Annotated in this window: 14 protein-coding genes; 4 read left to right on the top strand and 10 right to left on the bottom strand. The window is 35.4% G+C overall.

The window, feature by feature from the left end:
- Positions 1 to 861 carry an alpha/beta fold hydrolase gene (locus tag LG336_RS08890; protein ID WP_404332222.1) on the bottom strand — a complete coding sequence of 287 codons (861 nt, stop codon included), beginning with the start codon at positions 859 to 861 and terminating at the stop codon, positions 1 to 3.
- A 167-nt stretch (positions 862 to 1,028) separates the two neighbouring features.
- On the opposite strand from LG336_RS08890, the gene LG336_RS08885 reads away from it, so the two are divergent.
- Together LG336_RS08885 and LG336_RS08880 are read left to right on the top strand one after the other, a co-directional pair.
- Positions 1,029 to 1,616 carry a CGNR zinc finger domain-containing protein gene (locus LG336_RS08885; protein ID WP_404332221.1) on the top strand — a complete coding sequence of 196 codons (588 nt, stop codon included), beginning with the start codon at positions 1,029 to 1,031 and terminating at the stop codon, positions 1,614 to 1,616.
- Between the two features lie 227 nt (positions 1,617 to 1,843).
- Positions 1,844 to 1,963 carry an isochorismatase family protein gene (locus tag LG336_RS08880; RefSeq protein WP_404332220.1) on the top strand — a complete coding sequence of 40 codons (120 nt, stop codon included), beginning with the start codon at positions 1,844 to 1,846 and terminating at the stop codon, positions 1,961 to 1,963.
- Between the two features lie 197 nt (positions 1,964 to 2,160).
- Here the strand turns inward: LG336_RS08880 and LG336_RS08875 are convergent, their stop codons facing one another.
- From LG336_RS08875 to LG336_RS08865, 3 genes are all read right to left on the bottom strand, one after another.
- Positions 2,161 to 3,084, bottom strand: a complete 924-nt coding sequence (locus LG336_RS08875) for a hydroxyacid dehydrogenase (protein WP_404332219.1) — start codon at positions 3,082 to 3,084, stop codon at positions 2,161 to 2,163.
- Positions 3,085 to 3,206: 122 nt separating this feature from the next.
- Complete coding sequence (gltS, locus tag LG336_RS08870; protein ID WP_404332218.1) at positions 3,207 to 4,388, bottom strand: sodium/glutamate symporter; 1,182 nt, start codon at positions 4,386 to 4,388, stop codon at positions 3,207 to 3,209.
- A gap of 13 nt (positions 4,389 to 4,401) precedes the next feature.
- A complete protein-coding gene (locus LG336_RS08865) occupies positions 4,402 to 5,076 on the bottom strand; it encodes a 4-carboxy-4-hydroxy-2-oxoadipate aldolase/oxaloacetate decarboxylase (RefSeq protein ID WP_404332217.1) in 675 nt (224 codons plus the stop codon).
- A gap of 206 nt (positions 5,077 to 5,282) precedes the next feature.
- Here LG336_RS08865 and LG336_RS08860 point away from each other — a divergent pair, with 206 nt between their 5' ends.
- Positions 5,283 to 6,206: a LysR family transcriptional regulator gene (locus tag LG336_RS08860; protein WP_404332216.1), complete on the top strand. Its 924-nt coding sequence runs from the start codon at positions 5,283 to 5,285 to the stop codon at positions 6,204 to 6,206.
- A 256-nt stretch (positions 6,207 to 6,462) separates the two neighbouring features.
- Here the strand turns inward: LG336_RS08860 and LG336_RS08855 are convergent, their stop codons facing one another.
- Positions 6,463 to 6,903 carry an Lrp/AsnC family transcriptional regulator gene (locus LG336_RS08855; RefSeq protein ID WP_404332215.1) on the bottom strand — a complete coding sequence of 147 codons (441 nt, stop codon included), beginning with the start codon at positions 6,901 to 6,903 and terminating at the stop codon, positions 6,463 to 6,465.
- A gap of 121 nt (positions 6,904 to 7,024) precedes the next feature.
- On the opposite strand from LG336_RS08855, the gene LG336_RS08850 reads away from it, so the two are divergent.
- Positions 7,025 to 7,576 (top strand): cysteine hydrolase family protein, encoded by a 552-nt coding sequence (locus LG336_RS08850; protein ID WP_404332214.1) that lies wholly within the window; start codon positions 7,025 to 7,027, stop codon positions 7,574 to 7,576.
- A gap of 747 nt (positions 7,577 to 8,323) precedes the next feature.
- On the opposite strand, the gene LG336_RS08845 is transcribed toward LG336_RS08850, so the two are convergent.
- Genes LG336_RS08845 through LG336_RS08825 form a run of 5 tightly spaced genes read right to left on the bottom strand, consistent with a single transcriptional unit; the run spans position 8,324 to position 12,607 of the window.
- Positions 8,324 to 9,397, bottom strand: coding sequence for an NAD(P)/FAD-dependent oxidoreductase (locus LG336_RS08845; RefSeq protein ID WP_404332213.1), 1,074 nt, complete (start codon positions 9,395 to 9,397; stop codon positions 8,324 to 8,326).
- Entirely contained in the window at positions 9,398 to 9,730 is a 333-nt protein-coding gene (locus tag LG336_RS08840) for a (2Fe-2S)-binding protein (RefSeq protein WP_404332212.1), read from the bottom strand.
- A gap of 30 nt (positions 9,731 to 9,760) precedes the next feature.
- Positions 9,761 to 10,849, bottom strand: a complete 1,089-nt coding sequence (locus LG336_RS08835; protein ID WP_404332211.1) for an NAD(P)/FAD-dependent oxidoreductase — start codon at positions 10,847 to 10,849, stop codon at positions 9,761 to 9,763.
- A gap of 1 nt (position 10,850) precedes the next feature.
- Positions 10,851 to 11,162, bottom strand: coding sequence for a (2Fe-2S)-binding protein (locus LG336_RS08830; protein ID WP_404332210.1), 312 nt, complete (start codon positions 11,160 to 11,162; stop codon positions 10,851 to 10,853).
- Positions 11,163 to 11,212: 50 nt separating this feature from the next.
- Entirely contained in the window at positions 11,213 to 12,607 is a 1,395-nt protein-coding gene (locus tag LG336_RS08825; protein ID WP_404332209.1) for a hypothetical protein, read from the bottom strand.
- Positions 12,608 to 12,667 lie beyond the last annotated feature (60 nt).

Genomic DNA, 12,667 nt, shown 5'->3' with positions numbered 1-12,667 from the left:
CTACTTCAATCGTTCTCCTAAAAATTGTTTTATCAGAAATTCACTAGTTTCTAGTTCTTCTTCTAAAGGAAAATGCCCAGTATTTAATAAATGTACCTCAGAATCTTTTAGGTCTTTTTGGAAAGCCAAGGCTCCTTCCGGTCCAAAGAAAATATCATTTCTCCCCCATGCTACTAATACAGGAGGCTGATGTGTTCTAAAGTATTCCTGCCAGCTAGGATACTGTTTAACGTTGTTTCGATAATCATAAAATAGTGCAAGTTGTATTTCTTTATTATCAGGACGATCCAAAACGAATTGATCCATATTCCATGCATCGGGGCTAATTCGATCAGGGTTACGAGTCCCATTTGTATATTGATACTCTGTAAAGTCTACAGATAAAAGAGCTTTTAAATTATTCTTATTTTCCTCAGTAGGATTTTCCCAATAAGTGCGTATAGGATCCCAAGCAGACAATAATCCTTCCTCATAAGCATTTCCATTTTGAGTTATAATGGCTTGAATTCGTTCAGGATGTTTCGTTGCTATTCTGAATCCTACTGGTGCGCCGTAATCATGAACATAGATACTAAATTTCTCTAATTTTAATTTTTCTACAAAATCATTTGTTACATGGGCTAACTTATCAAAAGTATATTCAAATTCATCCATTTCGGGTTGATCGCTATTTCCGAAACCTGGATAATCTGGCGCAATAATATGATATTCATCCATCAATTTAGTTATTAAATTTCGATACATATGAGAAGAAGACGGGAAGCCATGAAGCAGTAGAATTGTAGGATTACTTGTACTACCTGCTTCTCTATAAAAGATATTAATGTTATTAATATTTACTGTTTTGTATAGTACTGACATATTTTCACCCCATTTAACTAATTTCGAAAAAACCTCTCCACCTTAAAGCACATTCAACTTACTGCGTAACCTCTAATATTCTGTTTTAATGGTTATATATTACTTCGTTTTTTCTAACTTGTAAATAATTTTTTAACGGTTATAATAATTGTTGAGGTGAAATATTCATGGACAAATTACAATTCGTATTAGGTGGAGCTACATGGATAAACCTAATTAATACGAAATATATATCCAATAAACAAGTGGTTGATATCCTCCTCGACCCATTAATAACCTTCCAATGGCTTGAGGAAAATAACCTATTACGGGAGTCTGATGTTCTAGCTTTAGAAAACGAAGAATTACTTGATCAATTAATCGAGGAGCTCCATTCGCTTCGTCACCTTTGCAAAATGATTCTATCTGAATTAAAACCACAAGGAAAACCCTCTCAAGATACTGTCGATCAATTAAAGAGGTTTGTTCAACAAATAAAAGTTGGTTTGACTATAGTTTCGAAGCATGAAAACTTAAAATTAGTCTCCGAGGGAATAACTGCAAGAGATCATGTGATTTACAATATTGTCTACTCGATTATTGATACATTAGATAGTATTTCTACAGACCGCATTAGGGAGTGTGAACACCAGGATTGCATTCTCTATTTTGTGGATACATCAAAATCTGGGAAAAGACGGTGGTGCAGTATGGAGCGGTGCGGAAATCGCCAAAAGGCAGCCGAATTTTATACAAGGAAAAAGAACAAGAAGTAAAAAAAGTGGTTCTGGCGCAAAAGGAATCAGACAATTAACTCAATATAAAAATTCTATTCCATTGGTAATTTTTATTGAAATGAAAAACTTCACGCTGATACAGTGGGGCTGAACTACATGAAACTGTTCTACCATTAGACGAAAACATTATCGTAAAAAATTCCCCTAACAGCTTTTTAAAAACTGATTTAGAAAGCAAATTGAGAGATAAAGGAGTAACTTAGGTAGTGGTTGTAGGGATGTTGACGCATATGTGTATTGATGCAACCGTGAGGGCCGCAGTCGATCTAGGTTTTGAATCATCTATGCCATACCATATTACAGAGATAAAAAGGGGCTTCTCATAAATTAGGATATTTAATGAGAAGCCCCTTTTTATACCTTATGTTAGCATTTTGTTAGCAAATCGCTCGAAAAGCCTTTCACATCAACTCTCAGTATTCGAGGAATTATACCTTTTTTTGCTATTTTTCATCTTGTCTTAATTTAATCCACTAAAAGACAGAGTAAAGTTACATCTCATTTTAGTATTTCAACTCTCCCTTTAAACTACTAAGTATTGAGGCTCTTCCCCTTTTAAAACAGCTAATACTTCATCTACTACTGTCATCCCCATTCGAATCATCGCTTCTTCTGTGCATGCACCAAGGTGTGGCGTAGCTACAAAGTTTTCAAGTTGTGTCAGGGGATTCTCTGCAGTTGGCGGCTCTTGAATAAAAACGTCACTTGCAGCTGCCCTAATTACTCCCGTTTTTAAGGCAAAATATAGATCTTCCTCATTAATTACTCCACCTCTAGCAGTGTTTACAATAATTGCATTAGGTTTACAGCATTTCAACTTTTCTAAATCTATCATATTCCTAGTACTTTCGGTCAGAGGTACACTAATATTAATAAAATCAGCTTCCCCAAGCATTTCTTCTAGGCTCTCGTACTTCTTTATACCTAATTGCTGATATCTTTCTTCTGATACAAAAGGATCGTAACCAACAACATCCATTCTATAACCATTTTTCAAAATATCAGTAGCAGCTAACGCGATATTTCCCATACCTACTAGCCCCAATGTTTTCCTTTGTAACTCTACTCCAACCATTTCTTTTGGCGCTACCATTTTCACTTCACTTTTCTTTACTTTTTCAAAAGCAATGGAAGTGTTTCTAGCAACATTTGTCATTAATGCTACGATCAATTCTGCTACAGATTGGACATTTGATTTTGGAGTATATACAACTTTTACCCCATATTCCTTTGCTGCATTTATATCAATCGTATCATAGCCCACACCATGTTTTCCGATAACTTTTAAATTACTTGCTTTCTCAATAATCTCCCGTGATACATTGGTTGTTCTTAATATTATTGCATCGATTTCCTCTACATTTTTAAAGTCGGTGACAATTTCGGCATAATCTTTTAATTTCTCAACTGCTGTTGGATGTATATATTCATTTAAAAAGATTTTCATTGTTAATTTCCTTTCTACTAGTTTCTATCCTCTAAATTTCTCCCAGTCAACTATATCCAGCCACTCTATCGTATAACAAGGCTTTGAATTCATAAGGTCGAAAGGATTTCATAGAAATCACCTTATAGAATATTGATAAATACAGTGATGATAATAGGGTTAAGTGCACTCAAAAAGACGGCTACAACGACAGGTAAAATGATCATTGAATTAGGTGATGGACCATTTTCTTCTATAACCGCCTCCATGTTTGCTACCGCATTGGGTGTAGAACCTAGACCGACACCGCTCATACCAGATGCCATTACTGCAGCGTCATAGTTTTTCCCCATGACTCTATATATGACAAAAATGGCAAATACCATCATAAAAATGGTTTGAACAGCTAAAACAATAATCATTGGAATAGCAAGATTTAATAGATTCCATACTTCTAAATCCATTATTGTGAGGGCGAGAAATAAGTTCAAAGCAATAGCTCCAATAATATTAACTGATTTTAAACTGATTGATATATTCATATAATCAAAGATATTTCTCAAAATAGCAGCTACAAATAGCCCACCAACATAGTCCGGCCAAGTAAATCCAGTAAGGTTTAACAACATTACCATCAATGTTCCAAGTCCCATTGAAATAAGGATGACGAATGAGCCATTCATTAATGATTTATCATTTAACTCATTCAATTTGCTAGAAAGGTCAAGTTCAATTGTTTCACTAACATCTTTTGAAGATAGGTTATTTTTTCTAATTAAATAGTTTGCAACTGGTCCACCTACAATACTTCCCATTACTAAACCGAAAGTGGCAGCAGAAAGTCCAACCAACGTAGCGTTTGCAATTCCCATACTCTCTAATGTTGGGCCAAATGCAGCTGCTGTTCCAGGACCACCTGACATCGACATTGATGCCATCGTTAGTCCTAATAAAGGATCGATTCCGGCAAGGGGAGAAATTAGTGGAATTATTGCATTTTGTAAAATCACTAATACGATAACTAACACTGCTAATTTCAAACCTATTATTCCGGTTTTCTTTAAGTCTTTCACACTGAATGAGAAACCAGTTGCTGTAAAGAATGCAATCAGTAGTAATCCACTTAATGATTGATCAAGCTCCACACTAAAAGATTGTGTTTGATTACCGACCAACATGATGATGGCGAAGAGTAGCCCTCCTATTACAGGAGTGGGAATGAAATATTTCTTAAAAAACCCAATTCTCTTCTTTAACACACTGCCAATAAGTAAAACAACTACCGCTAATGCTAGAGATTGAGCGAGATCTAAAGAGAAGGACATTTATACCACCACACTATTCATAAATTTTAATACCAAGTTTATCTAATGTTTCTTGCATATTCATTATCTCAAACGTATCTTGTCCTTGATTCAACTGTTCAATCATCTCTTTTTCAGAATCAATTTTTTTCATACATAACACGTAAATGTTTTCAATATCTAGCCTTGGAATAACCGCAATTCCATTTTCATCCGCAACAATTAAATCTCCTGGACAAACAGCGACCCCTCCGCAGGACACAGGAACGTTCACTTTTCCGGGATTGCTCTTGTAGCCGCCCCTAGCGTTTATGCCAGATGCAAACATCGGGAACTGCAATTCTTCAATTTCTTTTACATCTCTAACCGCTCCGTCCATTACCAGCCCTTTCACTTTTCTTTGCATTGCATTAATTGTTAAAATTTCTCCCCATAAACCAGCATTTTGATAGTTCCCGGCATCAACGATTAGTATATCACCTTCCTGAGCCAGGCTTACCCCAACATGAATCATAAAGTTGTCGGATGGATAAGTCATAATGGTTAACGCAGGTCCAACAAATCGCGCCCCATCCCATGTTGGTCTGATTCTAGCATCCATAATATTTTGTCTTCCCATTACATCCCCTATTATAGGCGTTGGTATATCTGAAAACTTTTCAACCCAACTTTTGTTTGGTCTCTCAAAACTTCTCTTAAAATGATTCATTATAATATCTCCCCTTTTTAATTAAAATTGATTTTCGCTATCTCCTCTTAATAATGAAATTTTTTTCCGAAAATCTAATTTAATTTTAGCAACCGCTTACATCTTTTAAAAACGAATGTTTTTTATGTTAATTATCAAAAAAATTGATTATAATAAACGTTATAATTAAATAGTTGAATAATTTTATAATTAGAGGATTGATTTTGATGAATTATAAATTACTTGAAACATTTGCCGTTTTGGCAAAGACATTGAATATAACGAAAACAGCAGAAAAGCTTTATTTGTCTCAGTCTGCTGTCAGCTACCGGTTGAAAACCCTTGAAGATGAACTTGGTATAACGCTGGTGGAAAGGGACAGGGGATTTAAACATATTAAATTAACCGATCATGGGAAAGATTTTATGTCGATTGTCCTCGACTGGGAAATCATAAATGATAGAATTAATAACTTCAGCTCCTCTTCTTTTAAAAAAACCGTATCCATTGGAGTAGTAGACAGCGTAAACAATTACTTGTTTAGGAAAATATATAAGGAAATATTTAAAAACCCCAATGTCAAATTAACTATAAAGACTCAGCATACAGATGAAATTTATGAGCAAGTAGCAGCAAGAATTATTGATATTGGTTTTGTTTTACATAATATCCCTATGAATCAAATTGAACATAAAGAAATTTTGGATGAGAAAATGGTCTTAGTAACCAAAAGCAAAAATATGAGCAATTCAAAATCGATTGACCCCAAAAATTTAAATCCAGAAGAGCAAATTTTTTTAAATTGGGGGGATCAATACTTAAAATGGCACAATAAATATTTCTCACAAGGCTTAAACCCTAAATTAGTTACTGACTCCACTTTATTGTCATTCGATTTACTTGATCAGGATTCATGGCTAATTGTTCCGATAAGTGCTGCCTACTCACTTACCGGAAATTTTGAAGATATTACTATTATTCCGTTTATTGAAGATCCCCCCCATAGGTCGATTTATATGATTACTAATAAGGCTCCACTGTATAGCAATAGAGAGGCAATTGAAGACTTTACAACACTTGTTGATAAACACATGGATGCTCATAGAATCTGGCAGAATAATTTTCTTAACAAGCTTAATAACGAAGGATGAAAACCATAACAACAAATTACAAATAATTTAATGTTCTAGAGAGGATTAGGCCTTAACTGAGGGCGAGGAGAATCTCTTGATGAAAATGTAAAAAGGACTGAAACGCTTGTATAATCAAGAATTTCAGTCCTTCATTCATTTTATTTTACAGTTCCGAGTTTTTGAAAACAAACAAGCAGCAACGATAAAAAGTGAATCCTATAAACATTCCAGAATGCTTTAAAATACTATACTTAGGAAAAGCAAACGTTTTTTGTCATGTGGCAGTCAACGGATTCTGTTGTTTAACCTCTTGAATGGATAAATGGATACTATAATTCCCATATTCGAGAAGTTGATTAAGAAAAAGATTCACTTCTTCCTGGGATCTAACTTTTATTTTTAAATGGTAACATCCTTCTCCTGATACCCGGTGAACTTCAAGTACCTCATTTCGATCATGAACAAAACGTATAAACGAATCATGGTTTGCTGTTTTCATATAGATAATAACAAACGCTGTATAGGTCAGGCCTAATTTCATTTCATCTACTAGTAAAGTATAGGCTTTAATCACTCCACTTTCCTCAAGTTTTTTTATACGATTTCCTACAGCTTGTCCTGTCATATGAATTTGTTGACCTAGGTCTTTCCATTGAATACGTGAATTTTCGGATAGTAACCGAAGGATTTGAAAATCAATATTATCAAGTTCCATAATAAATTCCTTTCACCATGAAATGCTTTGAGCTAAATGTGTTTCATCAAAGTATCGATAGAAATGAAGATATTGTATATCATCATACTTGTAATAAAAACTTGTTAATGAGGTGGATAAAATGAGTACAGCTTTAATCATTGTTGATATACAAAACGACTATTTTCCTAATGGAAAGATGGAGTTAAGCAATCCGGATAAAGCGGCCGCTAATGCTGCTAAAGTTCTTGATTGGTTTAGACAAAATAACAAAGATCATATTTTTCATGTTCAGCATATCGCAGGTAGTCCGGAGGTAGGCTTCTTTCTTCCAGATACAGAGGGAGCTGAAATACATGAAACGGTTCGACCATTAGAAAACGAAAACATCATCGTAAAAAATTTCCCTAACAGCTTTTTGAAGACTGATTTAGAAAGCAAATTAAGTGAAAAAGGTGTAACGAAGGTAGTCGTTGTAGGGATGATGACACATATGTGTATTGATGCAACTGTTAGAGCTGCAGTTGATCTAGGCTTTGAAACTACACTTATAGAAGATGCTTGTGCAACACTAGACTTATCTTATCAAGAAAAGAAAGTTCCAGCAGAACAGGTTCATTATGCATTTGTCGGCGCACTTAATGGTATGTACGCAAATGTAATTTCTACCGAGGATTTCCTACAACAACGCTAACACAAATTTTAATAATAAAAATGGGAGTTGTACATAAAACAGCTCCCATTTTTACTGATGATAGAGTTTATTCTACATATAATTGCTTTAAACATGGTCAGCAAATTTTACCAGAACAAGTGATTGTAATACTATAGCAAAATCTTCGTGAACACCGATTGATTATGGAGCAACCTAGCCAAAACGTCGGAAACTCAGAAGTGTATATTTTTTACGAACTCTCCTAACTTGAAGTTTGAATGTATTATAAGCAGAGATAAATTCCCAAACAAGTATGCACTTTTTTGCCACATACTATCTTTGGAGATAGTGTGGATAGGAAGAAATCCAAAATAAACGTTGCTGACAGTTAGGACACTTTTTTTACCACACATGAAGGAAAAGGTGCCTGACACTTTCCTTTTTTATGAACATAGCTTTCATTGTTCATATAGGGGAAAATGGGAAAAATCGGACAGGATGGTTTTTAGGAATTTGTGGACGTTTTATGACAAGGGGTGGAATCCTTACCATTACCTACCTGTGATTCATTGTTTCCCGTAAAGGTTCCGAAAGCCAAAAACGCACCAAAATTTAATAAATTGGAAAAACCGCACGAGTGAAAGATTCATCGTGCGGTCAAATATAGATTAGAAAAAATTTAATAATATGGTACATTTCCTTATTCTTGGTTGATACGTCCTGTATACAAGAAAATCCTGGAGTGTCATAGGCACTGGTCCCCTGTAATAATTGGTATTTCCAATCCTAATTAAATCGGCTAACTGAGAATCTATCAATTGGAATAGATGTTTCTCCATCAATGATTAACTCAGCCATAAGTGTACCTATGAGGGGAGACAAGGTTACACCACTATGTGTGGTTGCCACATAAAGATCATCGATACTAGGAACCTCGCCTAAAATAGGGAAGCCATCTTCAGGCATTGCTCGAATCCCAGAAAATGCACGGACAATTTTAGCCTTTTTTAAGGCTGGGACATATTTGATAGCCATATTTGCTGTTTCCTGCATGATATCTAGGGTAGTAGACCGATCAAATCCAACAGATTCTTTTGAATACCCAACTAATACCTCTCCATTATTTGCCTGTCTCATCCCTCTTATCGTATGGTTGAGAAATGGCTTTTGGGGTTCGGTAACTAATATTTGCCCTCTTTGCTGGTTTACAGGAATATGAACCCCAAGCATTTTTCCTAATTCCCTTGACCAAATACCACCGGATAAAATTAGTTTTTTGCACTGGTATATTTCGTTATCTGTATTGATGATAAATTTCCCATTTTGTCTTTCAATGTTTGTGACTTTGTTATACGTAGAGTAATCGACACTGTTTTTCTTGGCAGCTCTCATATACATATCGATTAAGCGAAATGGATTCACGTTCCCGTCAATCGAACTAAAGGTTGCTCCAGCTACATTTGGGTTGATTGCTGGCTCTTTTTCAAGTACTTCTTCTCTTGATAAGACTTTAATTTTAATACCCACTTTTTGATAGTCTTCCGCTAGCTGTTTGGCCTTTTCCCTATCTTCTTCCTTAAAAAAAGGAGCTAAACCACCAGTCCTTTTAAACTCCACATCGCCAATTTTTTTTGATAAATATGGATAGAGTTCAGCGCTATACATGCTAAATTCAGCATACCAAGCTGGATTTTTAGTATGTACCCACACCCAAGCCTGAGTAGACCCTGATGTTCCAGTCATCGGAAATTTCTTATCAAGCACCAACAAGCCTTCTTTATACCGTTCAGAAAGGTGATAAGCAATACTATTGCCAACTACACCTCCTCCAATAATAATGGTCTCATATCTTGTTTCCATTTATCTCACCTTACCTTCTTCTATGACCATTTTATTCAAGTTATCTTTTTCTGTAGAATTACCTGAGACTTCCGTAGCTAATGTTTCAAGTTTAATGGGAGATATAGGCATTCTCATTCTTGGTAGTGGAATCTCCTTTATCGGTGTACCGGTTTTTTCATGTATCACTTTTGTAACAAGATTTGCACAGATTTTTGACTGACAAGGACCCATACCACAACGTGTTAATCTTTTGATATCATCTAAGGTTCTTGCACCTAGCCCAATCACTTCCTCTATTTCTTCACAGGTAATTTCTTCACATCGACAAATAATAGTTGATTTCTCCAACATATTTCACCTTCTAGTTTAGAGTCTATCAGTCTACGATATAAATTGATCTTTAATTAGCGGAACTTTAAAGTTCTCCATATGCTTTTTTCGCCCCTGCCATTTTGCGGCATCCAACTTATTCTCAAATATCTCGAGTTCCTCCCAGAGAGACCCTCTTATTCGCTCTGCCTCTTCCATTTTTATTAGATTGAAGGATTCACATACACTAACCCCAGCTATCATACCGGTTAGAATTAAGACTCCTTGCGTACTGATTCCACCAGCATTACCAGCTAGAAAGATCTCCTCTCGGTTGGTTTGAAACTTGGTATTATACAGTGGAATCCATCCTCCCAGCTTTTCCTGATAACCAAAAGCACAACCTAGTTGATAAAAAACATCCAAAATAGGCGCTCTTCCGCCATCTATGCATACTAAATCAACAGGAACCGTTAAAAGCTCTTTGGTCGTCTCTATATCGATTTCCTCGACCTCGCCATTTCCTCTTGCTTCTTTTATTGAAGAACCGAAATAAAGAGGAACACCAGTTTCTTTAACCTGGTTAACCAGATCCGTATTTTTCGAAACAGCTGTATTCCCTTCTTCCACTATCCCTTTTACCTTAACCCCAACTGCTAAAAGCTGTAGAACGACATCCATTGTAAAATCACTCGATCCAACGATTACGGCTTCTTTCCCTGGAACAACAAAGTCCCTGTTTATGAGTGTTTGAGCCGCTCCAATCGTCATAACCCCAGGTAACGTCCACTTTGGAAATGAAATGGCATTTTCCGAAGCGCCCGTTGCTACAATTATTTTTTTTGCTTTTACTGGGAATACGTCCTCCTCATTGGTAATTCCAATACTGCCATCCTTATATAAGCCAACCACTCGGTGTCCTAGTAAGCATTGAATAGGTAAGTTTTTTAAGGCTTCTTTTAATCTATTAGCTAGTTCAAATCCACGCATTGGCGGAAATAAAGAGGGTAAAGAATGAATTTGCTGTGTCTGCTGTATGAGCTGACCTCCTTTTGTGAGGGTTTCATCCACAACCATCACCTCTAATCCTCTTGATGCCGTTTCATATGCAGCTGAAAGTCCAGCTGGTCCTGCCCCAATTATAAGAACGTCCGTATCCATCTCAATCCCTCCTTACCTCTGGGTCTTCTAAGTTCGGATAGATATCCATTCCTTCTTCTACTTTCTTCATACATGTACGTACATGGTGCTCCCCATTTACTGTCATATAGCAGCTACAACACCTTCCTCGAGAACAAAACAATCCTCTTGATTGAACAAGCTTTCTACTTACTCCGAACTTTTTAACGCCATTTGCGATAAGGGCTGAAGCAACCGTTTGGTTTTTATAAGCCTTATATTCATTACCATTAAAATAAATGGTTACAGGTTCATGCATTTGCTTCCCAAACACTGGGTGATTTTCGATGTGCATAATAACACCTTCTTAACAATTATTTTTCTATCTAAACGACAGTGTGCGTATTAGACCACTCCATCTATGAATAGATGAAGAATATAAATATAAGCACACCCTACTAAAACCATAAGGAATAAATAAACGCCATTTAATTTTGCTCCTAAAATGATTCCTCGTCGGTTTACTAGATTGCTAACGATTATATTTAATGGGTTAACAGGGCTTAATACAGCTGACAATGACCAAGCCAACATAAACAACAGAGCTAGTAATACAGATGATGTTCCCATTGTTTCAGGATCAATTTGAATTAATAATGCAGTCACTATTACCACTTGGTGAATGCCAATAAAAGTAAAGAGGATGATGATAAAAATGATAAACAACATAAAAATAAAATAAGATTCTTCATAAATAGTGCCTAAGAGAAAATGAAACCTTTCCAAAATCCATGTATCCTTTAATGCAGTCCCTAATAAACCAGCGCTAATAAATAAAACAACCTCGTTATTTGATTTTCCTGCCAGGTTTTCACTAAATTTATTAAATTCTATCAGAGTAGATTCTATTCTTTTTTTTACAAGTGACCAGATTAAGGGGAACAATATTGCTGTTAAAGAAACAATAAAGACCATTGGCCACTTGGTCACATATTCAACACTTAATATCAATCCCATGAGAAAGAATACTAGAATGAGTAGCCTCTTTAGTGAATGGTGTGATCTATGTTTAGATCCCTCAATATGGTCAATTAAGGTAATATCATCTGGTTGCTTCTTTTTACTTATCCTATATAAACCATTTAGAATAACTAATAGAATAAGTGATAATCCTAGTGCTAATGGAAAATACTCTCTAATTGATACATCTAAATAATAAAGAACAAGTGCAACGGATGCGTGATAGGGAGACCAGATAACGACTGTTGAATAGCCACCTAGATAACTTTTGGCGAGAAATTCAGGGTTCACTTTAAAATCTTCTATTAGATCGTGTAAAATTTTAATTACTCCAAGGCTCATGATCGGTCCAATAAAAAAAATAAAAATGGTTGTTAATAGAAAAAATTTATTTGAGTTTTTATAAATTTTTATTAAGTAAGCTTGAATAGGATAAAGATAGCCTCCTAAACGAAAAGGTATCGATATTAAGGGAGCCAAAAGCATTAAGGTCAAAATGGGGATATTGACTTTTATTCCTGTTGAAAGTTCTTCAACTCCCCCACCCTTTAAAACGATGATTATGATTCCCGTTATAGCCATACCAACACTAAAGAAGGAAAGTATTTTGTTAGCTTTCCATAACGAAATCATAAAAACGAGCAAAATTACTGTACTATACACAATCTCTATATACATGGTTTCAAAAATGAAACTTAGTATATACAGGAAGCACATTAAGAAAATGAATTTCCCGTAGAATAATTTCTTTGGCAGATGGGCTTTAGGAATTAGCAACATCTTCTATCAACCTGCTTTTTCATATTAATTTAAAGGAAATAGGCAGTGACTAATTGATCA

This window comes from Mesobacillus maritimus (assembly GCF_044803185.1).
GTDB lineage: Bacteria > Bacillota > Bacilli > Bacillales > Cytobacillaceae > Mesobacillus_B > Mesobacillus_B maritimus_B.
The sequence above is the reverse complement of the archived record's forward strand: the minus strand, read 5'-3'. Positions and strand labels throughout refer to the sequence as shown.

Excerpts from the sequence above, each read along its gene's own strand:
- LG336_RS08890 (WP_404332222.1), bottom strand. The coding sequence starts at position 861 with ATGTCAGTACTATACAAAACAGTAAATATTAATAACATTAATATCTTT.
- LG336_RS08885 (WP_404332221.1), top strand. The coding sequence starts at position 1,029 with ATGGACAAATTACAATTCGTATTAGGTGGAGCTACATGGATAAACCTA.
- LG336_RS08875 (WP_404332219.1), bottom strand. The coding sequence starts at position 3,084 with ATGAAAATCTTTTTAAATGAATATATACATCCAACAGCAGTTGAGAAA.
- gltS (WP_404332218.1), bottom strand. The coding sequence starts at position 4,388 with ATGTCCTTCTCTTTAGATCTCGCTCAATCTCTAGCATTAGCGGTAGTT.
- LG336_RS08865 (WP_404332217.1), bottom strand. The coding sequence starts at position 5,076 with ATGAATCATTTTAAGAGAAGTTTTGAGAGACCAAACAAAAGTTGGGTT.
- LG336_RS08860 (WP_404332216.1), top strand. The coding sequence starts at position 5,283 with ATGAATTATAAATTACTTGAAACATTTGCCGTTTTGGCAAAGACATTG.
- LG336_RS08855 (WP_404332215.1), bottom strand. The coding sequence starts at position 6,903 with ATGGAACTTGATAATATTGATTTTCAAATCCTTCGGTTACTATCCGAA.
- LG336_RS08850 (WP_404332214.1), top strand. The coding sequence starts at position 7,025 with ATGAGTACAGCTTTAATCATTGTTGATATACAAAACGACTATTTTCCT.
- LG336_RS08845 (WP_404332213.1), bottom strand. The coding sequence starts at position 9,397 with ATGGAAACAAGATATGAGACCATTATTATTGGAGGAGGTGTAGTTGGC.
- LG336_RS08840 (WP_404332212.1), bottom strand. The coding sequence starts at position 9,730 with ATGTTGGAGAAATCAACTATTATTTGTCGATGTGAAGAAATTACCTGT.
- LG336_RS08835 (WP_404332211.1), bottom strand. The coding sequence starts at position 10,849 with ATGGATACGGACGTTCTTATAATTGGGGCAGGACCAGCTGGACTTTCA.
- LG336_RS08830 (WP_404332210.1), bottom strand. The coding sequence starts at position 11,162 with ATGCACATCGAAAATCACCCAGTGTTTGGGAAGCAAATGCATGAACCT.
- LG336_RS08825 (WP_404332209.1), bottom strand. The coding sequence starts at position 12,607 with ATGTTGCTAATTCCTAAAGCCCATCTGCCAAAGAAATTATTCTACGGG.